Annotated in this window: 23 protein-coding genes and 3 tRNA genes; 11 read left to right on the top strand and 15 right to left on the bottom strand. The window is 72.1% G+C overall.

Annotated features, from left to right (window positions below; all coding sequences use genetic code 11):
• Positions 1–11 precede the first annotated feature (11 nt).
• Both secE and ASF35_RS05900 read right to left on the bottom strand, forming a co-directional pair.
• Complete coding sequence (gene secE / locus ASF35_RS05905; protein WP_055964164.1) at positions 12–233, bottom strand: preprotein translocase subunit SecE; 222 nt, start codon at positions 231–233, stop codon at positions 12–14.
• Positions 234–287: 54 nt separating this feature from the next.
• Positions 288–363, bottom strand: a tRNA-Trp gene (locus tag ASF35_RS05900).
• Positions 364–659: 296 nt separating this feature from the next.
• On the opposite strand from ASF35_RS05900, the gene ASF35_RS05895 reads away from it, so the two are divergent.
• From ASF35_RS05895 to ASF35_RS05880, 4 genes are all read left to right on the top strand, one after another.
• On the top strand, positions 660–2,084 hold the full coding sequence (locus ASF35_RS05895; RefSeq protein WP_055964161.1) for an NAD-dependent malic enzyme: 1,425 nt from the start codon (positions 660–662) through the stop codon (positions 2,082–2,084).
• Positions 2,085–2,165: 81 nt separating this feature from the next.
• Positions 2,166–2,663 (top strand): hypothetical protein, encoded by a 498-nt coding sequence (locus tag ASF35_RS05890; protein ID WP_156364856.1) that lies wholly within the window; start codon positions 2,166–2,168, stop codon positions 2,661–2,663.
• Positions 2,660–3,670, top strand: coding sequence for an adenosine deaminase (locus tag ASF35_RS05885; RefSeq protein ID WP_082480234.1), 1,011 nt, complete (start codon positions 2,660–2,662; stop codon positions 3,668–3,670). The genes ASF35_RS05890 and ASF35_RS05885 overlap by 4 nt, the downstream gene beginning before the upstream one ends.
• The gene (locus ASF35_RS05880) at positions 3,667–3,993 is read left to right on the top strand and encodes a DUF4190 domain-containing protein (RefSeq protein WP_156364857.1); all 327 of its coding nucleotides are present in this window, start codon (positions 3,667–3,669) and stop codon (positions 3,991–3,993) included. The genes ASF35_RS05885 and ASF35_RS05880 overlap by 4 nt, the downstream gene beginning before the upstream one ends.
• Before the next feature lie 35 nt (positions 3,994–4,028).
• Here ASF35_RS05880 and ASF35_RS05875 read toward each other — a convergent pair whose 3' ends face one another.
• The 10 genes from ASF35_RS05875 to ASF35_RS05830 form a co-directional block, all read right to left on the bottom strand.
• A complete protein-coding gene (locus ASF35_RS05875; RefSeq protein ID WP_055964152.1) occupies positions 4,029–5,054 on the bottom strand; it encodes a UDP-N-acetylmuramate dehydrogenase in 1,026 nt (341 codons plus the stop codon).
• A gap of 115 nt (positions 5,055–5,169) precedes the next feature.
• Positions 5,170–5,340 (bottom strand): 50S ribosomal protein L33, encoded by a 171-nt coding sequence (gene rpmG, locus ASF35_RS05870; RefSeq protein ID WP_055964149.1) that lies wholly within the window; start codon positions 5,338–5,340, stop codon positions 5,170–5,172.
• Positions 5,341–5,391: 51 nt separating this feature from the next.
• Positions 5,392–5,465: transfer RNA gene (locus tag ASF35_RS05865), tRNA-Met, on the bottom strand.
• 29 nt (positions 5,466–5,494) lie between these two features.
• Positions 5,495–5,567 (bottom strand) — tRNA-Thr (locus ASF35_RS05860).
• A gap of 74 nt (positions 5,568–5,641) precedes the next feature.
• Positions 5,642–6,661: a quinone-dependent dihydroorotate dehydrogenase gene (locus tag ASF35_RS05855; protein WP_055964145.1), complete on the bottom strand. Its 1,020-nt coding sequence runs from the start codon at positions 6,659–6,661 to the stop codon at positions 5,642–5,644.
• Between the two features lie 164 nt (positions 6,662–6,825).
• On the bottom strand, positions 6,826–8,172 hold the full coding sequence (locus ASF35_RS05850) for an NAD-dependent succinate-semialdehyde dehydrogenase (RefSeq protein WP_055964142.1): 1,347 nt from the start codon (positions 8,170–8,172) through the stop codon (positions 6,826–6,828).
• Positions 8,173–8,288: 116 nt separating this feature from the next.
• Entirely contained in the window at positions 8,289–9,089 is an 801-nt protein-coding gene (locus ASF35_RS05845; RefSeq protein WP_055964139.1) for an ABC transporter permease, read from the bottom strand.
• A 9-nt stretch (positions 9,090–9,098) separates the two neighbouring features.
• The gene (locus ASF35_RS05840; RefSeq protein ID WP_235493043.1) at positions 9,099–10,019 is read right to left on the bottom strand and encodes an ABC transporter permease; all 921 of its coding nucleotides are present in this window, start codon (positions 10,017–10,019) and stop codon (positions 9,099–9,101) included.
• Position 10,020: 1 nt separating this feature from the next.
• The gene (locus ASF35_RS05835) at positions 10,021–11,196 is read right to left on the bottom strand and encodes an extracellular solute-binding protein (protein ID WP_055964136.1); all 1,176 of its coding nucleotides are present in this window, start codon (positions 11,194–11,196) and stop codon (positions 10,021–10,023) included.
• Positions 11,197–11,234: 38 nt separating this feature from the next.
• The gene (locus ASF35_RS05830) at positions 11,235–12,266 is read right to left on the bottom strand and encodes an ABC transporter ATP-binding protein (protein ID WP_055964133.1); all 1,032 of its coding nucleotides are present in this window, start codon (positions 12,264–12,266) and stop codon (positions 11,235–11,237) included.
• A gap of 175 nt (positions 12,267–12,441) precedes the next feature.
• Here ASF35_RS05830 and ASF35_RS05825 point away from each other — a divergent pair, with 175 nt between their 5' ends.
• Positions 12,442–13,185, top strand: a complete 744-nt coding sequence (locus tag ASF35_RS05825; RefSeq protein WP_055964130.1) for a FadR/GntR family transcriptional regulator — start codon at positions 12,442–12,444, stop codon at positions 13,183–13,185.
• A gap of 5 nt (positions 13,186–13,190) precedes the next feature.
• Positions 13,191–13,883, top strand: a complete 693-nt coding sequence (locus tag ASF35_RS05820; RefSeq protein ID WP_055964126.1) for a cache domain-containing protein — start codon at positions 13,191–13,193, stop codon at positions 13,881–13,883.
• A gap of 25 nt (positions 13,884–13,908) precedes the next feature.
• Here the strand turns inward: ASF35_RS05820 and ASF35_RS05815 are convergent, their stop codons facing one another.
• Positions 13,909–14,796 carry a LysR family transcriptional regulator gene (locus tag ASF35_RS05815; protein ID WP_055964123.1) on the bottom strand — a complete coding sequence of 296 codons (888 nt, stop codon included), beginning with the start codon at positions 14,794–14,796 and terminating at the stop codon, positions 13,909–13,911.
• A 108-nt stretch (positions 14,797–14,904) separates the two neighbouring features.
• Between ASF35_RS05815 and gabT the strand changes: the two genes are divergently transcribed.
• Together gabT and ASF35_RS05805 are read left to right on the top strand one after the other, a co-directional pair.
• The gene (gene gabT / locus ASF35_RS05810; RefSeq protein WP_055964120.1) at positions 14,905–16,257 is read left to right on the top strand and encodes a 4-aminobutyrate--2-oxoglutarate transaminase; all 1,353 of its coding nucleotides are present in this window, start codon (positions 14,905–14,907) and stop codon (positions 16,255–16,257) included.
• Positions 16,254–17,723 (top strand): NAD-dependent succinate-semialdehyde dehydrogenase, encoded by a 1,470-nt coding sequence (locus ASF35_RS05805; RefSeq protein ID WP_055964118.1) that lies wholly within the window; start codon positions 16,254–16,256, stop codon positions 17,721–17,723. The genes gabT and ASF35_RS05805 overlap by 4 nt, the downstream gene beginning before the upstream one ends.
• Positions 17,724–17,758: 35 nt before the next feature.
• On the opposite strand, the gene ASF35_RS05800 is transcribed toward ASF35_RS05805, so the two are convergent.
• Positions 17,759–18,397, bottom strand: coding sequence for a TetR/AcrR family transcriptional regulator (locus ASF35_RS05800; protein ID WP_055964115.1), 639 nt, complete (start codon positions 18,395–18,397; stop codon positions 17,759–17,761).
• A gap of 93 nt (positions 18,398–18,490) precedes the next feature.
• Here ASF35_RS05800 and ASF35_RS05795 point away from each other — a divergent pair, with 93 nt between their 5' ends.
• Both ASF35_RS05795 and ASF35_RS05790 read left to right on the top strand, forming a co-directional pair.
• Entirely contained in the window at positions 18,491–20,023 is a 1,533-nt protein-coding gene (locus ASF35_RS05795; protein WP_055964111.1) for an MFS transporter, read from the top strand.
• A gap of 28 nt (positions 20,024–20,051) precedes the next feature.
• Entirely contained in the window at positions 20,052–20,864 is an 813-nt protein-coding gene (locus ASF35_RS05790; protein WP_055964108.1) for an oxidoreductase, read from the top strand.
• A gap of 3 nt (positions 20,865–20,867) precedes the next feature.
• Here ASF35_RS05790 and ASF35_RS05785 read toward each other — a convergent pair whose 3' ends face one another.
• Complete coding sequence (locus tag ASF35_RS05785) at positions 20,868–21,884, bottom strand: LacI family DNA-binding transcriptional regulator (protein WP_055964104.1); 1,017 nt, start codon at positions 21,882–21,884, stop codon at positions 20,868–20,870.
• Between the two features lie 263 nt (positions 21,885–22,147).
• On the opposite strand from ASF35_RS05785, the gene ASF35_RS05780 reads away from it, so the two are divergent.
• A complete protein-coding gene (locus ASF35_RS05780; protein WP_055964101.1) occupies positions 22,148–23,413 on the top strand; it encodes an Nramp family divalent metal transporter in 1,266 nt (421 codons plus the stop codon).
• Positions 23,414–23,590: the final 177 nt, after the last annotated feature.

The following is a 23,590-nucleotide window of genomic DNA, read 5'->3' as shown; positions in this document are numbered from 1 at the left end:
TCCTCTGCAGTTCACGCGAACACGGCGAACATCGCCTTGCCGAACCCGTAGTCCAGGCCGGCGACGAACGCCATCATGATCAGGACGAAGACGAGCACGACGAAGAAGTAGTTGACGACCTGCGGCCGCGTGGGCCACACGACCTTCCGCAGCTCCGCGACGACCTGCCGGTAGAAGGTCAACGGCGACGTGCGCCGTTCCTTCGTGGCCGACGTCTCGTGGCGATCGCTCACGGTGTCCCCTTCGTTGGTCGTGCTGGTCTGGATGGTGCGATGTGGTGATGGTGCTGGCACGGCACGAGGGACTTGAACCCCCAACCTTCGGTTTTGGAGACCGATGCTCTGCCAGTTGAGCTAGTGCCGTCCACCGGCGCTTCTGCCCGTCTCCCCCGTCCTGCGTGCAGGACACGAGGGCATGACGAAACAGAGTGAGATCTCACCGGTCCGTCCAGTGTACGGGGTGCGCACCGGCCGAGTCGAACCGACCGCCGGCGCCCTCTGCCGCCTGCGGCCCGGCACCCCGCCGTACCGTCCGCCGCCCACGGCCCGGCACCCCCGCCGTACCGTCCGCCGCCCACGGCCCGGCACCCCCGCCGGGCGGCGTGAACTCAATGTGCACGACTCGCGGGTAACCGGTCCGGTCCCGTAGAACAGAGGATCGTGAGCCATTCCACGACCGAAAGTGCCGTCGGCGCGTCCCCCGCCCCGAACGTGTCCCACTCCATCACGGTGCGCCTCGAGGTGCCGGCCGGCGGCACCGCCGTGAGCCACCTGACGACCACGGTGGAGTCCAGCGGGGGCATCGTGACCGCGCTCGACGTGGCCGCGTCGCGCGCCGACGCCCTGCGCATCGACCTGACCATCGCCGCCGGCGACACCGCCCACGCCGACCGCATCGTCGAGGGGCTGCGGGCGATCCCCGACGTCGCCGTCAAGAAGGTCTCCGACCGCACCTTCCTCATGCACCTCGGCGGGGTCATCGAGACCGCGTCCAAGCACGCGCTGCGCAACCGCGACGACCTCTCGATGGTCTACACCCCCGGCGTCGCCCGCATCTGCCAGGCGATCGCGGCCGACCGCGAGGACGCGCGGCGCCTGACCATCAAGCGCAACAGCGTGGCCGTGGTCACCGACGGCTCGGCCGTGCTCGGACTCGGCAACATCGGCCCGCACGCAGCCCTGCCGGTCATGGAGGGCAAGGCCGCCCTGTTCAAGACCTTCGGCGGCATCGACGCCTGGCCGCTGTGCCTGGACACCCAGGACGTGGACCAGATCGTCGAGACCGTCGCCGCCGTGGCCCCCGGGTTCGCCGGCATCAACCTCGAGGACATCTCGGCGCCGCGGTGCTTCGAGATCGAGGCACGCCTGCGCGAGCGGCTCGACATCCCCGTCTTCCACGACGACCAGCACGGCACCGCCATCGTGGTGCTGGCCGCGCTGCGCAACGCCCTGCGCGTGGTCGAGAAGTCGCTCGAGGACGTGCGCGTGGTGCTGGTGGGTGCCGGCGCCGCCGGCACCGCGATCCTGCGGCTGCTCCTCGGGGCGGGCCTGCGCGACGTGGTCGTGTGCGACGTCGACGGCATCGTCTCCACGGAGCGCGGCGACACCGACCCCACGCTCGCCTGGATCGGGGAGAACACCAACCCGCGTGGCGTCTCGGGCACCCTGAAGGACGCTCTCGTCGACGCCGACGTGTTCATCGGCGTCAGCGCGCCACGCCTGCTCGGTGCCGCCGACGTCGCCACGATGGCCGACGACGCCGTGGTGTTCGCCCTCGCCAACCCGGACCCGGAGATCGACCCGGCCCTCGCCCGCGAGCACGCGCGCGTGGTGGCCACCGGTCGGTCGGACTACCCGAACCAGATCAACAACGTGCTGGCGTTCCCGGGGATCTTCCGCGGACTGCTCGACGCGCACAGCCACGGCATCGACGTGCCGGTGCTCCTGGCGGCGGCCGAAGCCATCGCGGCGTGCGTCGAGGACGACGAGCTCAACGCCGACTACATCGTGCCGAGCGTCTTCCACCCGGAGGTCCACCACCGCGTGGCCGACGCGGTCGAGCGTGCCGCCCGCGCCTCGCAGTAGCCGCGGCCTCCACCCGGCGCACGCGCGACGCACCCGGCGGTGGACGGGCGCGGGGTCGGCACCGGCCGATACGGTGACGCCATGAGCGTCGCCCAGCCCGCCCCGTCCCCCGGCCGCTCGCTGCGGGTCCTCGCGCTCACGTTGGGCACCTCGCCCCTCATCGTGCTGGTCGCGATCCTGTTCGTGCTGCCTCCCGACCAGGGTGAGCTCTCGGTGGTCGGCGCGGCCGCCGCCCTCGGTGCCGTGGTCCTCGGCTTCCTCGCCGCGCAGACGATCGGCTACCGCGTGGCCGCACTGGAGCCCGGGCTCGACGAGGCCGCCGCCCGGCGCGCCTCGGTGCAGGCGTTCCAGACCACGATGATCCTGCGCTTCGTCCTGACGGAGGCCCCGCTGATCGCCGCGCTGGCGCTGTCGTTCGTCCTCGACGAGGGGCCGTGGCCGTTCGTCCTCGCCGTCGTCGTCGGGGTGCCCTCCATGCTGTTCCACGTGCTGGTGCGTCCTCGCACGATCGAGCGGGTCCGGGCCGGGCTCGAGGCCCGCGGGGCCCGCTCGTACGTGGCGGAGGCCCTCACCCCGTGAGGTCCGTCGCCACGCTGCCCAAGGCGCACCTGCACCTGCACTTCACCGGGTCGATGCGCCACACGACCCTGGTGGAGCTCGCCGAGCGCGACGGCATCCGGCTGCCGCCGGCCCTCGTCGAGGAGTGGCCGCCCCAGCTCGTGGCCACGGACGAGAAGGGCTGGTTCCGGTTCCAGCGGCTGTACGACGTGGCACGCTCGGTCCTGCGCACGGAGGACGACGTGCGGCGCCTGGTCCTGGAGGCGGCCGAGGACGACGCCCGCGACGGTGCGGTGTGGACCGAGATCCAGGTCGACCCGTCGGGCTACGGCGCCCGGTTCGGTGGCATCACCGCCTTCACCGACCTCGTGATCGACGCCGCCCGTGACGCCGGAGAGCGCGTGGGCACCGGCATGGCGGTCGTGGTGGCCGCGAACCGCACCCGCCACCCCCTCGACGCCCGCACGCTGGCGCGCCTCGCCGGGCAGTACGCCGGACGCGGCGTGGTCGGCTTCGGGCTCTCGAACGACGAGCGGCGGGGCGACACGGCCGCCTTCGCCCCGGCCTTCGCGATCGCCGAGCGGGCCGGGCTCTCGCTCGTGCCCCACGGCGGTGAGCTGCGCGGCCCGGCCCACGTGGCGCAGTGCCTCGACCACCTGCACCCCACCCGCCTGGGCCACGGCGTGCGCTCGAGCGAGGACCCGGCGGTGCTCGAGCGGGTCGCCGAGGCCGGCGTGGCCCTCGAGGTGTGCCCCACCTCCAACGTGGCGCTCGGCGTGTACGCCACGCTCGAGGAGGTGCCGGTGCGCACCCTCGTCGAGGCCGGCGTCGACGTCGCGCTCGGCGCCGACGACCCGTTGCTCTTCGGCTCGCGGCTGGCCGGTCAGTACAACGTGCTGCGGGCCGCGCAGGACTTCAGCGACGACGAGCTGGCCGACCTCGCCGCGATGTCGCTGCGCCGCTCGCACGCCCCCGACGACCTCAAGGCTGCGGCCCTGGCCGACGTCGACCGGTGGCGGACGTCGTGAGCGGCATCGACGTGCCGGACCTCGACCACCCCGCGCCCACCGTCCACCCCGGCGCGGACCGGGCCTACGTGCTGGGCCTGCTGTCCCTCGTCGGGGCCGTGTTCGTGCTGCCCGCCCTTCTCGGCCCGTACGTCTGGCACCTGGGGGTCTCGACGCGTCGCGAGATCGACCGTGATCCTGCACGGTGGGTCGGCCGCCGACAGGCCACGGCCGGCATGGTCCTCGGCGCGCTCGCCACGGCACTGGTCGTCGTCGGCCTGCTCGTCCTGGTGGGCTTCGCCGTACGGGCCCACCTGCAGCTCTCCGCGGACACGGGGTACTGAGGCCCTCGCCCGAACCGTTCGTCCGCGAGGCCGGCTCAGAGGGTGCAGCCGACGAGCACGGGTTCCGGCACGAGGGTGATGCCGAAGGCGTCGCGCACGCCGTCGCGCACCTCCCGGGCCAGGGCGAGCAGGTCCTCGCCCGTGGCGTCGCCGCGGTTCGTGAGGGCCAGGGTGTGCTTGGAGGAGACCGCGGCCCGCCCACCGGCCACCGTGTGACCGCGCTCGAACCCGGCGGCCTGGATGAGCCATGCCGCGCTCGTCTTGACGGTTCCGTCGGCCTGCGGGAACCGCGGGGCCCCCTCGGGCAGACGCCCGGCCGCGTCGGCGTCGAGGACGGGGTTGGTGAAGAACGACCCCGCGCTCCACGTGTCGTGGTCGTCGGCGTCGAGCACCATGCCCTTCGCGGCCCGCAGCCCGAGCACCGCCCCACGGACGTCGGCCAGGGGGGCGCGGTCGCCCACGTCGACGCCCAGGCGGGTGGCCAGCTCGGCGTACGCGACGGGCGCGGACAGGTCGCCCAGACGCAGCTGGAACGCCACGGCGAGCACCACGAACCGGCCGGGCTCGGCCTTGAAGCGGCTGTGCCGGTAGCCGAACCCGCAGTCCACGGCGAACAGGGTGCGCACCCGCTGCTCGGCGCGGTCGTAGACCCGCACCGAGGCGATGGTCTGCGCGACCTCCTGGCCGTAGGCACCGACGTTCTGGATGGGCGTGGCCCCCACGGACCCGGGGATGCCCGACAGCGCCTCCAGCCCGACCCAGCCGGACTCGACGGCCACCGCGACGAGCGCGTCCCACGACTCCCCCGCCTGCACGGTGACCATGGCGCCGCTGCAGGCGTCGGCGTCGACCTGGCGCCCCGTCGTGCGCACGAGCACGACGGTCCCCTCGAAGCCGGCGTCGCCGACCACGAGGTTGCTCCCGCCCGCGACCAGCAGGAGCGGGACGCCGGCGTCGTCGGCCGTCCGCACCGCGTCGACGAGCTCCTGCTCGGTGGTGGCCTCGACGACGTCGCGCGCCGGCCCCCCGAGGCGCAGGGTGGTCAGCTGCGCGAGATCCATGCGTCGAGCCTAGGACCCGCTCCCACGGTCAGGGGAAGGAGGTGACGCACCGGACCAGGACGCACGAGACCCCCGGCCGTGCGGCCGGGGGTCTCGTGACGGTGGTGCGGGAGGCTCAGCGCGTCTCGCGGTGGACCTGGTGGGTCTTGCAGCGCGGGCAGAACTTCTTGAGGTCGAGACGATCGGGATCGTTGCGACGGTTCTTCTTGGTGATGTAGTTGCGCTCCTTGCACTCGGTGCAAGCCAAGGTGATCTTGGGTCGAACGTCGGAGCTCTTGCTCGCCACTGGTCTGCCTCTTCTGGTCTGGGGGTGATGCCGTGCACGTGCGGTCTTCGGTAGCTGGGGCGGGACTCGAACCCGCGACACCACGATTATGAGTCGTGTGCTCTAACCACCTGAGCTACCCAGCCGCGAGGGGACGAGTCTCCCCGTCTCTCAGAGCCCCTTTACGGAATCGAACCGTAGACCTTTTCCTTACCATGGAAACGCTCTGCCGACTGAGCTAAAGGGGCAAGCCGACAGCCAACAGTACCCAATGGTCGGCGCAGGACGAAATCGGGGGGTCCCCCTTCTCCGCCGACGTCGCTCAGAGCCTGGAAGCGCGGGCCAGACGGGCCGGCCACATCGGCCCGCCGTAGACGAATCCGGTGTACGCCTGCACCAGGTCCGCACCCGCGTCGAGGCGGTCGCGGACGTCCTGCGGCGTGGTCACGCCGCCGACGCCGACCAGGGCCAGCCGGTCGCCCACACGTCCCCTCAGGCGGCGCAGCACCTCCGTGGACCGGTCGGCGAGCACCGGCCCGGAGAGGCCCCCGGCACCCGCGGCGTCGACCGTCGCCCGGGGCGTGCGCAACGAGTCCGGGCGCGCGATCGTCGTGTTGGTGGCGCTGATGCCGTCCAGCCCCAGCTCGAGAGCCAGGTCGGCCACCGCGTCGACGTCGGCGTCGGCGAGGTCCGGCGCGATCTTGACCACCAGAGGAACGCCCTCTCGGGCGGTGACGCCGCCCACGGCCTCGAGGATGGGCCGGAGCGAGTCGACGGCCTGCAGGTCGCGAAGGCCCGGGGTGTTCGGGCTCGAGACGTTGACCACGAGGTAGCTCGCGTAGGGGGCGAGCAGGCGGGCGCTCTCCACGTAGTCGGCCACGGCCTCGGCCGCCGGCACGACCTTCGTCTTGCCGATGTTGACGCCGATCACCGCGTCGGCACCCGCACGGGTGCGGCGCAGCCGGTGCAGGCGGGACGCCACCACGGCCGCACCGTCGTTGTTGAACCCCATCCGGTTCACGATCGCCTCGTCCTCGAGCAGCCGGAACAGGCGCGGCCGTGGGTTCCCCGGCTGCGGGCGCGCCGTGACCGTCCCGACCTCGACGTGCCCGAAGCCCAGCCCCAGCAGGCCCGGGACGGCGCGGGCGTTCTTGTCGAAGCCCGCCGCCAGCCCGAACGCGTTCGGGAACTCCACCCCCATCACGGAGCGGGGCGCCGGGGGCACCGACGTCAGCGGAGCGGCGAGGCGACCCCCGAACCGGATCGCCCGGAACGCCTGCTCGTGCGCGACCTCGGGGTCCATGCGGGCGAAGACCGTCGAGAACAGCGCGTCGTAGGCCACGGCCGCCAGCCTAGTCCGGGCCGATCACGCCCATCGCGGCGACGCTGCCGTGGCCCGGGGTGCCGGCCCCGCCCGCCCTGTTGCCGAGCGGGACCGGCACCTACTGGGACGGAGCAGGACCCCGGTCATGACGCGGGACCGGGCACCTCCTCGAGGTGCGGCGCTCAGCCGACCGTGCGGATGAGCTTCTTGTTGACGAACTCGTCCATGCCGAAGCGTCCGAGCTCGCGGCCGAACCCGGACCGCTTGACGCCGCCGAAGGGCAGCTCGGCACCCTCGGCGCCGACGCCGTTGACGAAGACCATGCCGGCCTCGATGCGGTCGGCCACCCGCTGGGCCTGGTCGGCGTCGTCGGTGAACACGTAGGAGCCGAGACCGAACGGGGTGTCGTTCGCGAGCTCCACGGCCTCCTCCTCCGACCCGACCTTGAACACGATGCCCACCGGGCCGAACAGCTCCTCGTGGAAGGCGTCGTCACCGGGCTTCACGCCCGTGAGCACGCTGGGCGGGAAGTGGGCGCCGTCGCGCTCCCCCGCGCTCTCCAGGTGCGCGCCCTGCTCGACGGCACGCTCCACCTGGTCGGCCAGCCGCTCGGCCGCGGCGACGGACGACAGCGGCGCGATGCCCTCGGCGGCCGCGAGCATCTTGGCGGTGAACTTCTCGACGAACGAGTCGTAGAGGTCCTCGACGACGATGAACCGCTTGCCCGCGTTGCAGGCCTGGCCGGTGTTGTCGAGCCGCGCCGCCACGGCCTTGTCGACCGTGTCGTCGAGGTCGGAGCTGCCCAGCACCACGAACGGGTCGGACCCGCCGAGCTCGAGGACGACCTTCTTGAGGTGGCGACCGGCGATCTCGGCCACGGCCGCACCGGCGCGCTCGGACCCGGTGAGCGAGACGCCCTGGACCCGCGGGTCGGCGATGACGTCGGCGACCTGCTCGTTCGTGGCGTAGACGTTGACGTAGGCACCCTCGGGGAAGCCGGCGTCGAGGAAGATCCGCTCGAGCGCCGCGGCGGACTCGGGGCACTGCGGTGCGTGCTTGAGGACGATGGTGTTGCCGGTCGCGAGGTTCGGACCCGCGAAGCGGGCGATCTGGTAGTACGGGAAGTTCCACGGCATGATGCCGAGCAGCACGCCCACGGCCGTGCGCTTCACGACGGCCGATCCCTCGCCCTCGAGCAGCTCGAGCGGCTCGTCGGCCATGAACGCCTCGGCGTTGTCGGCGTAGAAGTCGTAGATGGCGGTGCAGAAGTCGACCTCGCCCAGGCACTCCTCGAGCGGCTTGCCCATCTCGCGCTGGATGATGGCGGCCAGCTCGTCGCGACGCTCGTGGTGCAGCGCTCCGACGCGGCGCACCAGCTCGGCCCGCTCGGCCACGGTGGAGGACCGCGACCACGTGCGGAACGCCTCGTGCGCGGCCGTGACCGCGTTCTCGACGTCGGCGTCGCTGGCGGTGGGGTACTCCTGGACGACCTCGCCGGTAGCGGGGTTCGTGACGGCGTAGAGGCTCATCGGGGGCTCCTTCGATCAGGGGCGGACGGTGGTGGCTGGTCGTGAGGTCGGGAGTCCGACGTTACGCGGTGCGCGGGTCCTCGGCCCGGGGACGAGCGGCGGCACGGGTGCGCCGCTCATCGAACCGTCTCCGCCTCGCCGGCGATGCGCTGCGCGATCCAGATCGGCACCACGGAGACGACGATCAGCACCACGGCCACGACCGCGACCACGGGCGCCTGGTTGGGACGGAACAGGTTGTTGAGGATCCAGATCGGCAGGGTCGTGGTGCCGGGCCCGGCCGTGAAGGTGGTCACGATGATCTCGTCGAAGCTCAGCGCGAAGGCGAGCAGGCCACCGGCGAGCAGCGCCGAGCGCAGCTGCGGGAACGTGACGAGTCGGAACGTCGTCCAGAGGCCCGCGCCCAGGTCGGCGGAGGCCTCCTCCAGGTTGCCGCCCATGCGGCGCAGCCGGGCGATGACGTTGTTGAACACCGTGACGATGCAGAAGGTGGCGTGCGCGACGATCAGCGTGGCCACGCCCAGCTCGATGGCCAGGATCCCGCGGAAGGCGTTGTTCAGCGCCACGCCGGTGACGATGCCGGGCAGGGCGATCGGCAGGATCACGAGCAGGTTCACCGTGTTGCGCCCGAAGAACGCGAACCGCTGCAGCGCGAAGGCCATGAGCGTGCCGAGCAGCAGCGCCACGGCGGTCGAGGCGAGCGCCACCTGCACGCTCGTGAGCACCGCGTCGCGGGCGCCCGCGCTGTGGAACGCGCGCACCCACCACTGGGTGGTGAACCCCTCGGGCGGCCACGTCATCGACGGGTCGGGGTTGAAGGAGTTGGCCACCACGACCAGCAGCGGCGCGTACATGAGCACCAGCACGAGGCCGGTGACGCCGAGCAGCAGACGTCGCGCGAGAGGACTGAGGGTCACGACGCGCTCCTAGAGGGTGTCCAGGGCGCCCGTGCGGCGGACCGCCGCGAGGTACCCGAGCATGACGACGATGGGGATGAGGGCGATCGCGGCGGCGAGCGGCAGGTTGTTGGCCGCGCCGACGTTCGTGTAGACGAGGTTGCCGAGCATCTGGTTGGCACCGCCCACGATGTTGACGCTGATGTAGTCGCCCAGCGTGAGGGAGAAGCTGAAGATCGAGCCCGCGGCGACCGAGGGCAGCAGCAGCGGCATCACGACGGTCCGGACGGTGGTGCCCGCCGACGCGCCGAGGTCGCCCGCAGCCTCGAGCATCGAGTCGGGGACGCGCTCCATGCCGGCGAAGATCGGCAGGATCACGTACGGCAGCCAGATGTAGGCCTGCGTGAGCACGACGGCGGTCAGCCCGTAGCCGGGCGTCTGGCCGCCGAACGGGTTCAGCACCCAGTCGACGAGCCCGCCCTCGCTGAGCAGCGACCGCCAGGCGAACGCCTTGACGAGGTAGCTCGCCCACAGCGGCGTGAGGACCGCGACCACCAGCAGACGCCGGGCACGCGGCGACGCGACCTTGGCCATGTAGAAGGCGATCGGCAGCGCGATCGCGACGTCGACGACCGTCACCAGCGCCGCGACACCGAGCGTGCGCAGCGTGACCGTGCGGTAGAGCGAGTTGGTGACGACCTCGCGCAGGTTGTCGAGGGTGAGGCCGCGGTCGATCTCACCGGTGAAGCTGTCGACCGACCACAGCGCCGTCACGAGCAGCGCCGAGAGCGCCACCACGTAGACGAGCACGAGCCACGTCAGCGGCGCGGTCAGGAACAGCCCGAGCCTCAGCCGCGGCCGCGTGGCGAGGAAGGAGGAGGCCCGGCGGGTGGCCGCCCCGGTCCCGGACAGGGACGGGACGGCCACCTCGGACGTGGTCGACTGGGTCACGTCAGCCCTTGATCTCGGTCCAGGCCTTGGTCCAGTCCGAGTAGTCGGTGCACTCGACGTCCGTGCGGCCGTCGAGGCACTCGGCGATCGGCGTGCGCCAGTACCAGATCTTGTCCGAGTAGGCCTTGTCGCCGGCGTGGTACGTCTCGCAGAAGCCCTCGCTCGCGAAGTCGCACGCCTCCTCGCTGTTCGGCGACTCGCCGAAGTACTCGGTGGCCTGCGCGTTGGTCTTCGGGTCCTCGATGTGGTCGAGCCACTTGTAGGCGCAGTTGGGGTTCTTGGCCTTGGCGGCGATCATCCAGGTGTCGTTCCAGCCCGTGACGCCCTCCTTCGGCACCGTGACCTTGACGTTGTCCTGGTCGATCGTGTTCGCGATGACCTGCCAGGTGGTGCCCACCACGGAGTCGCCGGTCTTGAAGGCCGAGGCCTCCTTGAGGTAGTCCGACCAGTACTCGCCGACGTTGGTGCGCTGGCCCTTGAGCAGGTCGACCGCGGCGGCCAGCTGCTTCTCGTCGAGGGCGTAGGGGTTCTCGATCTTCAGCTCCGGCTGCGTCGACATGAGGTACATGGCGGCGTCGGCGATGTAGATCGGCGAGTCGTAGGCCGTGACCTTGCCCTTGTACTGCGAGGACTTGTCGAACACGACGTCCCACGACGTCGGCTCGTCCTTCACGACGTCGGCGTTGTACATGAGCAGGTTGGCGCCGTAGCCGTGCGGGACGCCGTAGTTCTTGCCGTCGACGGTGTTCCACTCCTGGTCCTTCAGGAAGTCGAAGACCTTCTCGTAGTTCGGCACCAGGTCGGTGTTGACCTCGGCGGCCGCCTTGGCGGCGATCATGCGCAGCGTGAGGTCGCCGGACGCGGCGACGACGTCGTAGTCGCCGGACTTGGCGAGGTTGAACGCCTCGTCGGACGTGCCGTAGACCTTGCTCGTGACCTTGCAGCCGGTCTCCTCCTCGAAGGAGGTGACCCAGTCGGCGTCGGGGTCGTTGCTGCCGTCCTCGACGTAGCCGGGCCACGCCAGGATCGAGACCTGGCCCTCGGTCTTGCCGAGCTTCGTGGGTGCACCCGTGGCGGCGTCGTCGTCGGAGCCCCCGCCACAGGCGGCGAGAGCGAGGCTGCAGGTGACGGCGGCGGCGATGGCGCCGACGCGGCCTCTCCTGGTCGTGGGGATCATCTCGGATTCCGTTCTCTTCTGTGGGTGTGGTGGGGGGATCAGGTGAGCGTCACGAGGTCGTCGTGGCGCCACGAGGCGACGACGGCGTCGCCCCGCTCGACCGCCGCCAGGGCGGTGGAGGGCTCGAGGACGACCAGGCGGGCGCCCTGCTCGGTGTCGACGACGACGCGCCGACCGATGCCGAGGTAGATGGTCTCGGCGACGACGCCGCGGACGCTGTCGCGACCGTCGACCGGGTCGCTGGCGATGCCGGAGGCCGCGAGGTGGATCTTCTCCGGCCGCAGCGCGTAGCGACCCTCCCGTCCGAGGACGGTGCGCGAGGCGTCGGGGTCGAAGAGGTTCGACGTGCCGACGAACGACGCGACGTACTCGTCGACCGGGGTCTCGTAGACGTCCCGGGGGCTGCCCAGCTGCACGATCCGCCCCTCGTTGAAGACGGCGACGCGGTCGCTGAGCGTGAGCGCCTCCTCCTGGTCGTGGGTGACGAAGACGAAGGTGATGCCGAGCTCGCGCTGCAGCTGCTTGAGCTCCACCTGCATCTGCTCGCGCAGCTTGAGGTCGAGGGCGCCGAGGGGCTCGTCGAGCAGGAGCACCTTCGGGCGGACCACGACGGCCCGGGCCAGGGCCACACGTTGGCGCTGGCCGCCCGAGAGCTGCGTGGGGCGACGGTCGGCCACGTGCTGCAGGCGCACCGTCTCGAGGGCCTCGAGCGCACGGGACCGGCGCTCGCGGCGGTCGACACCGCGCACCCGCAGTCCGTAGGCCACGTTCTCGAGCACGCTCATGTGCGGGAACAGCGCATAGTCCTGGAACACGGTGTTGACGTCGCGCTCGAAGGGTGCCGAGCCGGTGACGTCGCGGCCCCCGAGCTCGATCGAGCCCGCGGTCGGCTGCTCGAAGCCGGCCACGAGACGCAGCACCGTGGTCTTGCCGGACCCCGACGGACCCAGCATCGAGAAGAACTCGCCGTCGGCGATCTCCAGGTCCACGCCGTCGACGGCCCGGACCTCGCCGAAGTGCTTCTGCAGGCCGCTCAGTCGGATCGCGGGGGTGGCGCCGGTGCCGGTCATCGGGCTCCTTCGACGGATTCTCCCCGTCCGTCCTGACGGTCGGGAGGAGTGGTGCGGATCACCTTCCGCCGCAAAACATATGGTCTTGGATGTTAAATGTCCACACCTTCGTGTCACGATCCGGTAAACATGTGCGCACCGGCAGCCCGGCCGGTCCGAGGACACGAGGAGATCCATGGCCGCCGTCCGTCGACGCTCGACCCGGGCGCGGACCGCCGTGTTCGCGCCGATCGGCGAGCTCGGCCGCGCGGTCCGCGTGGAGCAGCGTCTGGCGCAGGCGATCCGCTCGGGGATCCTCGAGGACGGGGAGCGACTGCCCAGCGAGTCCGAGCTGGCGAGCATGCTCGGCGTCGCCACGGTCACGGCGCGCGAGGCGCTCGTGTCGCTGCGCGCGCAGGGGCTCGTCACCACCACGCGCGGGCGCGGCGGCGGCTCGTTCGTCACCCGCCCCGTCGGCGCGACCGACGACGTCCTCGAGCGTCGCGTGGCTGCCATGACCCGCGTCGACATCGCCGACCACGGCATCCACTACGCGACCGTGCTGAGCGGGTGCGCCGAGCTGGCCGCCGAGCGGGCCAACGTCGAGGAGGTCGAGGACCTGCGGGCGATCCTGCCCCCCGACGACACCGACGACGCGGCCACGTGGCGCCACGTCGACACCGAGCTCAACCTCGCCGTGGCGGCGCTCTCGCACTCGGCCCACCTGGCCCGCGACGTGATGCGCCTGGAGATGGAGTTCGGTGGGCTCCTGCGGCTCGGATTCGGGCACGCGGACCAGCAGTCCGCCCTGCGCGACCACCACGGTGCCCTGCTCGCCGCCATCGCGAGCCACGACGGGAACGAGGCCCGACGCGTGGTGCGCGCCCGGGTGCGACGCCTGCTCGGCGAGCTCGCCGAGCTCCACGCGAGGATCAGGTGAGTCCGATGTCCCAACCCCCGAACGCCCCCGCCCCGGGTCCCGGCACCGAGGTGCCCCCTCAGGTCGCGGCCTGCGTGCAGGCCGTCGAGGACCTGTTCCACCCGCTGCTGGTGACGCTGCGCGAGAGCGGCGAGGCCCTGGCCCCCCTCTTCGACGGCCCCGTCGACGCCGCGCGGGTGCTCACCGCGTCGCGCCCCCACGCCCTCGAGGTGCTCGCCGACCCGCACACCGTGGGCGCGGGCTTCGTCGTGTCACCGGGGATCCTCACCGACGAGACCTACCTGCTCGCGTGGTGGCAGGGCGACGACCAGGGGCTCATCCCCGACTCCATCGCCCTCGTGCAGTCGACGGACTACAGCCGCCAGGAGTGGTTCCGCACCCCGCAGCGCACCCACGCGTCGCACGTGACCGGTCCCTACATCGACTACGTGTGCACCGACGAGTTCATGCTCACCTCGACGGTCCCGGTGGAGCGGGACGGACGCATGCTCGGGGTCATGGGGGCGGACGTGCTGGCCGAGACCGTCGAGCGGACGCTGCTCGAGGTCTTCCGCGCCGCCGACGCGACGCTCGTGAACGACCACGACCGCGTGGTCCTGTCCTCGCACGTGCACCTGTTCGCCGGCGAGCCGGTCGACCGCGGCGACTTCACGGCCCAGGTACCGTGCCCGGGACTGCCCTTCACGGTGCTGGTCTGACCCAGCAGGGCACCGGGCACTGGGATCAGGCGGGACCCGCGCCCGGGTAGGCGTCCACGACGAAGGTCCGCAACCGGTCGGCCAGGGCCGCGAGCGTCTCCTGCGCGGGATGGGTCGAGGACCAGGCCACGAACAGCCGGACCGTGAGGTCGGCTCCCCCGGCCCGGACACGCACCCCGTGCAGGCCGTACCGGCTGTCGTCGGAGACCACCGCCACGCCGCGACCAGCGGCGGCGAGCGCCTGCGCCACGGTGCCGCTGCTCGCCTCCACGAGCGACGCCGGCCAGCGCCGCTCGCGCTCGACCACCGCGTCGAGCACCTGCCGGGCGGCGAACGTCCGGGGCACGGTGACCACGACCTGCTCGAGCAGCTCGGCGAGCCCGACCCTTTCGCGGTCGCCCCACGGGTGGTCGGCCGGCACGAACGCCCACACCGGCAGCTCCGGAAGCGCGGCCGAGCGCAGCGGTCGGCGCGGGCGGCGGGTGGTCACCACGAGGTCGGCACCCCGACGCAGCGCCTCGTCCACGTCGAGCGGATCGGTCTCGACCACCGACGGGGTCGGGTCGTCGGGGGCCAGGCTGGCGAGGAAGGGCGACACGACGTCGGTGAGCGTGGTGGCGGGAGCGGCGATGGTCACGCGGTCCAGACCGCCCTCGGCCCGCACCCGGGCAGCGGTGCGCAGGGCGTCGGCCGAGGCCAGGACGTCGCGGGCCAGTGGCAGCAGGCTGCGACCCGCGGAGGACAGCACCAGCCGCCCGCCGTGCCGCTCGAACAGGTCGACACCCAGGTCGCGCTCGAGCTGGCGGACCTGGCGCGAGAGCGACGGCTGGGTCACCCGCACGCGTTCCGCCGCCGCGCTCACGGTCCCGGCGTCGACCACAGCGACGAAGTAGGTGAGGGTCCGCAGCTCCATCCGCCCACCATATGCCTGTCAGGCATCGACTTGATCCGACATCGGCATTGGACGGCATGACGTGACCGGCGGGAGACTGGCGTGGTCACCGCGTCCCAGGAGGAACCCATGTCCGTGCGACCGCCCGTCGTCCAGAAGCGCCACCTGGCCACCGAGCTGCCCGGACCGCGCTCGCGCGAGCTGATGGCCCGCAAGCACGCCGCGGTCGCCGCCGGCGTGGGCACGACCATGCCCGTCTTCGCCGTCGAGGCCGGGGGCGGCATCGTCGTGGACGTCGACGGCAACAGCCTCATCGACCTGGGGTCCGGCATCGCCGTGACCACGGTCGGCAACAGTGCGCCGCGCGTCGTGGCGGCCGTGCAGGAGCAGGTCGCCGCGTTCACGCACACGTGCTTCATGGTCACGCCCTACGAGGGCTACGTGGCCGTCGCGGAGACACTCAACCGGCTCACCCCGGGCGACCACGACAAGCACACCGCCCTGTTCAACTCCGGCGCCGAGGCGGTCGAGAACGCCGTCAAGATCGCCCGCGCCCACACGAAGCGGCAGGCCGTCGTCGTCTTCGACCACGCGTACCACGGCCGCACGAACCTGACGATGGCCATGACCGCGAAGTCGATGCCGTACAAGCACGGCTTCGGACCGTTCGCCTCGGAGGTCTACCGCGCCCCGCTCTCCTACCCGTTCCGCGACGGCGACCTCGACGGGGCGACCGCGGCCGCCCGCGCGCTCGACGTGGTCGAGAAGCAGGTGGGGGCCGCCAACCTGGCCGCGATCGTCATCGAGCCCGTCCAGGGCGAGGGTGGCTTCATCGAGCCGGCGCCGGGCTTCCTCCCCGCGCTGGCCGCGTGGTGCCGCGCGAACGACGTGGTGTTCGTGGCCGACGAGGTGCAGACCGGCTTCGCGCGCACGGGCGACCTGTTCGCCTGCGACCACGAGGGCGTGGTCCCCGACCTGATCGTGACGGCCAAGGGCATCGCCGGCGGCCTGCCGCTGTCGGCGGTGACGGGCCGCGCCGAGATCATGGACGCCGCGCACGTCGCTGGGCTCGGCGGCACCTACGGCGGCAACCCGCTCGCCTGCGCCGCCGCGCTGGCCGCGATCGAGACCATCGAGGCCGAGGGGCTCGTCGAGCGGGCCCGCGAGGTGGGGACGCTCATGACGGAGCGGCTCCGAGCCCTGCAGGCGCGCGACGACCGACTCGGTGACGTGCGCGGCCGTGGCGCGATGATCGCCGTCGAGCTGGTGAAGCCGGGCACGACCGACCCCGACCCCGACCTCGCGAAGACCGTGGCGTCGGCCGCCCACGCCGAGGGCGTCATCGTGCTGACCTGCGGCACCTACGGCAACGTGCTGCGCTTCCTCCCGCCGCTGGCCATCGGTGACGACCTGCTCCACGAGGGGTTGGACGTGCTCGAGGCGGCCTTCGCGGCCGCGCCGCGGTCCGGGCAGACCCGATGAGCGTGCAGGTCACGTCCGCCCACGTCGAGGCCCTCGACCCGACCCGTGGCGTGCTCGTGGGTGGCGTCTGGCGGGCCGGGGGCTCGGGGGACTTCGACGTCGTGGACCCGGCCGACCTCTCGGTCGTCGCCCAGGTGTCCGACGGCGACCTGGGCGACGCCACCGCGGCCGTCGACGCCGCCGCGGACGCGTTCGTGGCGTGGCGTCGCACGTCGCCGCGCCAGCGGTCGGTGGTGCTGCACCGAGCGTTCGAGCTGATGATCCGCGACACCGACCGGCTGGCCGACCTCATCGTCAGCGAGAACGGCAAGTCCGTCACCGACGCGCGCGGCGAGGTCGTCTACGCCGCCGAGTTCTTTCGCTGGTTCGCCGAGGAGGCGGTGCGCCCTCACGGCGACTACGGCTCCTCCCCCGCCGGCGGCACGCGCACGATCGTGACGCACCGACCCGTCGGCGTGGCCGCGCTCGTGACGCCGTGGAACTTCCCGGCCGCGATGGCCACGCGCAAGATCGCGCCGGCCCTCGCAGCCGGCTGCACGGTGGTGCTGAAGCCCGCCGCCGAGACGCCGCTGACGGCCCTGGCCGTCGCCCGTCTGCTGACCGAGGCCGGCGTGCCCGACGGTGTCGTGAACGTGGTGCCGACGACCGACGCCGCCGGGGTCGTGGGCCACTGGCTCGCCGACCCGCGGGTCCGCAAGATCTCGTTCACCGGGTCCACCCGCGTCGGCTCGATCCTGTTGGGCCAGGCCGCCGAGCGCGTCGTGAACGCGTCGATGGAGCTGGGCGGCAACGCCCCGTTCGTCGTGGCGGACGACGCCGACGTCGACGCGGCCGTGGCCGGCGCGATGGTCGCGAAGTTCCGCGGTGGCGGCCAGGCCTGCACGGCGGCGAACCGCTTCTACGTGCACGCCGACGTCGTGGACGCCTTCGTCGAGCGCCTCGGCGCCGAGGTCGAGCGGCTGTCGGTCGGTCCGGCACGCGGCGGCGCCACGGTCGGCCCCCTCATCTCCACCACGGCGGTCGAGACCCTGGGCCGCGTGGTGGACGAGGCGGTGCGGGCCGGCGCGCGCGTCAGCCACCGCGCCGAGCTGCCCGACGCACCCGGCCACTTCTTCGCGCCGACGGTCCTCGTGGACGTCCCGGCCGACGCCGCGATCCTCGACCACGAGCTGTTCGGTCCCGTGGCCCCGATCGTCACGTGGCACGACGACGAGGAGCTGCTCCGGCTCGTGAACGCCAGCGAGATGGGCCTGGCCGCGTACGTCTTCTCGCGCGACCTGCAGCGAGCGATCCGGCTCGGGGAGGCGTTCGACGCCGGCATGGTCGGCGTGAACCGCGGCCTCGTCTCCGACCCGTCGGCCCCGTTCGGCGGCGTCAAGCAGAGCGGTCTGGGCCGCGAGGGCGCCCGCGAGGGCCTCGAGGAGTACACCGAGACGCAGTACCTCAGCGTCGACTGGCCCGCCTGACCCCGCGCCTCGGGAGTCCTCACGAGGTACGACGGCTACGGCAGCAGGTCGCCGGCGCGCGTCTCGGTGCCGGTCGTCGCTCCGTACGACCGGTCGATCGCGGTGAGCACGGTCTCCAGAGCGGCCTCCCGCTCAGCGTCGGACGCATCGCGCACGGCGCCGTCGACGGCGAGCACGGAGAACCCGTGCATCGCGGACCAGCACGTGATCTCCGCACCCGGGCGAGCCTGTGCCGACAGGAACCCGACCTCGACCAGCTCGTCCAGGGCCTGGCCCAGCAGCAGGTAGGGACCGGCTCCCTCCAGGTCCGTCGAGACCGCCACGCTGGAGAACGCCAGCGAGAACAGGCCGGGCTCGCCCACGGCGAACTCCACGTACGACCGTCCGACCGCCGCGAGGCGACGGCGCGCCCGCAGCACGGGATCGTCGGTGTCGACGTCGGCCCAGCGCCGCTGCATCGTCTCGACCAGGCGGTCCATGACACGGCCCGCGACCTCCGCCACCAGGTCGTCGCGATTGGCGAAGTGCCGGTAGGCGGCGTTGTGCGAGACACCCACCCGGCGCGCGAGGTCGCGCAGCGCCAGGCCGTCGGCACCTCGCTCGCGGGCGGCGTCGACCGCGGCGTCGACGAGTGCCTCGCGCAGGTTGCCGTGGTGGTACGCGGGGGACGCCATGGCACCACCCTAGCGAAGGACGGCTCTGATGTTGACAGCGACAACACTAGCCCTCATGCTCGATGTTGACGCCATCAACTTCGAGGAGCGCGCATGCCCCGGAAGTCCCTGATCCTGCTCACCGTGTGCCTCGCGACGCTGACGATCAACCTCTCCACGATGATCGTGAACATCGCGCTGCCGTCGCTCGCGGACGAGCTCGACGCCGGCACGCGTGACCTGCTGTGGATCGTCGACGGCTACAACCTGGCCTTCGCCTCCCTCGTGCTCGCGATGGGCAGCCTGTCGGACCGGTTCGGTCGTCGGCCCGCCCTCGTCCTCGGCCTCGCCGGCTTCGGACTGAGCAGCGGCGCCGCCGCGCTGGTCGACAGCAGCGGTCAGCTGATCGCCCTCCGGTTCGCCATGGGCGTCTTCGCCGCCGTGATCTTCCCGACGACGCTGTCGATCATCGCCAACACCTTCACCGAACGGCGCGCACGTGCGTCCGCGCTCGGTCTGTGGGGCGCCTCCGTCGGCGTCGGCGTCGCCATCGGGCCCGTGGTCGGCGGCATCCTGCTCGAGCACTACTCCTGGCACAGCGTCTTCTGGGCGCTCGTGCCCCTGACCGTCGCCACCATGGGCATGGCGATCGCGTTCGTCCCGGAGTCACGCGACCCGTCGGTGCCGCGCATCGACCGGTACGGCTTCGCCGTCTCCGTCGCCGCCCTGGGCACGCTGACCTACACGATCATCGAGGGACCCGAGCACGGGTGGCGCAGCATCGAGACGTTGACCGGGTTCGCCGGCGCCGCGGCGCTGATCGCCGCGTTCATCGCGATCGAGCGGGCGGTGGAGCACCCCATGATCGACGTCACGCTGTTCCTCGACCGCCGGTTCAGCGCCGCCTGCGCGGCGGTCACGATCGCCTTCTTCGCGCTCTTCGGCTTCATCTTCCTCATCACGCAGTTCTTCCAGTTCATCCGTGACTACACGCCGCTCGAGACCGGCCTGCGCTTCCTGCCCGTGGCCCTCTCCCTGGCGGTCGCCTCGATCGTCGGCGCCCAGCTGGCACCGCGCATCGGCACGAAGCTCGTCGTCGCGCCCGGGCTCGCCCTGCTGGGTGGCGCCTTCCTCTGGATCTCCCAGATCCCGGCCGACGTGGACTACCCGACCGTCGTCGTGCCGCAGATGCTCATGCTCGGCATCGGGATCGGACTGGTCAGCACGCCGGCCACGGAGTCGATCATGCAGGTGCTCCCGCCCGCCCGCGCCGGGGTCGGCTCGGCCGTCAACGACGCGACCCGCGAGCTCGGTGGCACCTTGGGCGTCGCCGTCGTGGGCTCGATGTTCGCCTCCCGGTACGCCGACGCGCTCCGCTCGGCCCTCGAGGGGCGCGTCGAGGGGACGGTCCTCGACCGGGCCGCCGACTCCGTCGGGTTCGCCGACGTCGCCGCGTCCCAGGTCCCCGGCCTGTCCGCGGTGGTCGACGCGTCGTTCCTCGACGGCCTCGAGCTGGCGTGCGTCGTCGTCGGCGTGCTGTGCCTCGTTGGCGCCGCCGCAGGACTCCTGGCCCTGCCCGGCGACCGCTACGACCCCCTCGACGCCGAGGACGAGCCCGCCGACGGCACGGCACGCCTCGACGCGTGACTCCCTCACCCCCACCACGGAGGACCACATGAACGAAGCACGCCCCGTCGCCATCGTGACCGGTGCGTCGTCGGGCATCGGCCAGGCCGCCGCCCGGGCGCTCGCAGCCCGCGGGTTCGTCGTCGTCGGCACCAGCCGCCGCGGCAGCGGCGAACCCGACACCGACGGCATGCTGCTCCTGCCGCTCGACGTCACCAGCGACACGTCGGCGAGCGCACTCGTGCAGGACGTGCTCGACCGGTTCGGACGGATCGACGTCCTCGTCAACAACGCCGGCATCGGGCTGCTCGGCGCCGCCGAGGAGAGCTCGGCCGAGCAGGCCGCGAAAGTGTTCGGCGTCAACGTGCTCGGTGCCATCCGGATGACGAACGCCGTGCTTCCGCACATGCGCGGACGCGGCAGCGGACGGGTCGTCAACGTCTCGTCGGTGCTGGGCCTGATGCCCGCCCCCTTCATGGCGGTCTACTCCGCCACCAAGCACGCGATCGAGGGCTACTCGGAGTCGCTCGACCACGAGGTCCGCGCCCTCGGGGTGCGTGTGCTGCTGGTGGAGCCCGCCTACACCAGCACGTCCTTCGAGGGCAGCGCCCTCGCTCCGGACCGACCCCTCACCGGGTACGACGCGCAGCGGGCCACTGCGGCCGACGTGCTCGCCGGCGCCATGCGCGGTGCCGACGATCCGGCCGTCGTCGCCGACGTCGTCGCGAAGGCGGCCACCGACCGCCGACCTCGCGTCCGCTACCCCGCGGGCCCCCTCGCGCGGCGGGTGTCCGTCCTGCGTCGGCTCGCCCCGCAGGCGGCGTTCGACCGCCAGGTCCGCAGCCTGAACCGCCTGCCGTGAACCTCAGCGGGGCGGACGCGCCGACGTGCTGCGCGGGATGAGCGTGGGGGCGACGGTGACGTGCCGCGGCGACGCTCCGGCACGCGCCTCGTCGAGCAGCTCGAGCGCGGCGGCGGCGATCTGGTCGAACGGCACGCGCACCGTCGTGAGCGGACGGGGCAGGCGGGCCGAGACCGGGACGTCGTTGTAGCCCACCACGGAGAGGTCCTCGGGCACCGAGAGACCCAGTGCCTGGGCCGCCGCGAGCACGCCGATGGCCGTGTTGTCGTTGACCGCGAACACCGCGGTCGGCCGGTCGCGTGCCGCGAGCACCTCGCGCGCGACCAGCTCGCCGGACTCCATGCTGAACGCCGACTCGTGCACCAGGTCGTCGACGTCCGTCACCCCGGCCTCGGCCATCGCGCGCCGGAAGCCCGCCTGACGACCGACCGCGCTCGAGGCGAACGAGGGCCCGGCCACCAGGGCGATGCGCCGATGACCGAGGTCGAGCAGGTGCCGGGTGGCGAGGTAGCCACCGAGCTCGTCGTCACCGGTGGCCGACGGGGTGGTTCCGTCGGAGCGCAGAGCCAGCACCACCGGCACCCCGTGCCCACGCAGCCCCGACGTCACGTCGTCGTCGAGGCGCGCGGTCGTGAGCACCAGGCCGTCGATCCGCTGGTCGAGAAGCTGCTCGACGGCCTCGGCCTCGGCGGCCGGGTCGTCGTCGGTTGTGGCGACGATGGCGAACTGACCGCGGCGGGCGCACGCCGCAGCCAGCTGCTCGAAGGTCATGGCCATCACCGTGTCGGTGAGCCGTGGCACCAGCACGCCGATAGTGCGGGTCTGCTGGCGTCGCAGCGCGGAGGCGAAGCGGTCGCGTCGGTAGCCGAGCCGTCGCGCGGCCTCGCGGACGCGCTCCGCGGCCGGACTGCCCGACGGCGGCAGTCGCTCGTCGAGCACCCTCGACACGGTCGACTTCGAGACGCCTGCCTCGCGCGCGACGTCGAGGATCGTGGGGGGACGCACGGGCGTCTCGGTCACGCTGTCCTCCTCTGATCGACGGGCCGGGTGCTGGCCAGCATAGGCGCACACGGTGCTCGCACCCACCTGCCCGCTCCCGAAGACGCTCGCCCGAAACGGTTGACAGCGTGGTCCCCGTCACACACGATGGGAACGTTCCCGTGAACGTTGTCACACTCCGCAGCCACACACCGACGACGTCCGTCCACCACGAGGACACCGCCCGGACCGACCGGACTGCCCACACGAACGAGCCCCCGTGGGATAGACAGAGAAGGACGACCATGACTGACACCGCCCCCGCCACCGCCGAGCAGGCGGGACCCCGCTCGGACCGATCCCGCCGCTCACGCCGCGGGCTCGCCGCCACGCTCGCCCTCATGGGACCCAGCTTCATCGCCGGGGCCTGGCAGTTCGGACCCGGCAACCTCGCGTCGGCCGTGCAGGCCGGCAGCGCCCACGGGTACGCCCTCATCTGGGTCATCGCCGTCTCGACGCTCCTCATGATCGTCTTCACCGACATGAGCGTGCGCCTGGCCATCGTCTCCCCCGGCTCCCTCGTGCAGACGATCAAGGACCGACTCGGCCGCCCGGTCGGGACGGCCGCCGGCATCGGCGTCTTCCTCATCAGCCTCTGCTTCTCCGTCGGCAACGCCGTCGGGTCGGGCCTGGGCTTCTCCATGCTGTTCGGGGGCTCCCCCACGCTCTGGACCATCGGCTGCACCGTCGTCGTCGGGGCCGTGGCCTGGGCACCCAACTACTACAAGCTCTTCGAGCGCGCCATGCTCGGACTGGTCGTGCTCATGGGCATCGGCTTCGTGCTCGGCGCGTTCCTGTCCAAGCCCGACTGGGTCGCCGCGGCCGACGGCCTCTTCCCGACCATCCCCTCCGACGCGGGCCTGCTGATCATCGCACTCGTGGGCACCAACTTCTCGATCAACGCCGCGTTCTTCACCGGGTACGCCTCGCGCGAGCGGGGTCTGAAGGCCGCGGACTACCGCACGACGACGATCGCGGACACGATCCCCGGCATCCTGGCGCCCGGCATCATGACGGCCCTCGTCATCGTCACCGCGGCCGCCGCGCTGCAGAACACCGGCACCGGCGCCGCCACCTTCCCCGAGCTGGCGAACGTCCTCCGTCCGGTCGCGGGCGACCTCGGCGCCACGCTGTTCGGGCTCGGCTTCTCCGCCGCTGCGTTCTCGTCGATGGTCGCCAACGCGACGGCCGGCGGCACGCTGCTCTCCGACGGCCTCGGACGCGGCAACACGATGGACCGGGTGAGCGTGAAGCTCGGCATGTTCGCGGTGCTGGCCTTCGGGCTCGCGGTCACGCTCGCCTCGAACGGCTCACCCGTGGAGCTGATCATCACGGCACAGGCCCTCACGGTGATCGTCGCACCGCTGCTCGGCCTGCTGCTGTTCGTCATGACCACGCGCCGCGACCTGATGGGTCGCTACGTGAACCGGTGGTGGCAGAACGCGCTCGGCGTGGTGGGGCTCGTGGCGATCTTCGCCCTCTGCTACCGACTGCTCACGATCGTGCTCTGACCCGCTGCGCAGCGCGCCGACGTCGGCCCCGTTCCTTCTCGAGGAGCGGGGCCGACGGCCTTCGCAGAGGCCGTCCGGATCGATCCTGGATCGACGTGCGCTCGGCCCTTGACACGGTGACCGGCGTCACGCACACTCGATATGGGAACGTTCCCGCGAACGTTCCGTAACCATGAC

Origin of the sequence: Aeromicrobium sp. Leaf291 (assembly GCF_001423365.1) — a bacterium.
Classification (GTDB): domain Bacteria; phylum Actinomycetota; class Actinomycetes; order Propionibacteriales; family Nocardioidaceae; genus Aeromicrobium.
The sequence above is the reverse complement of the archived record's forward strand: the minus strand, read 5'-3'. Positions and strand labels throughout refer to the sequence as shown.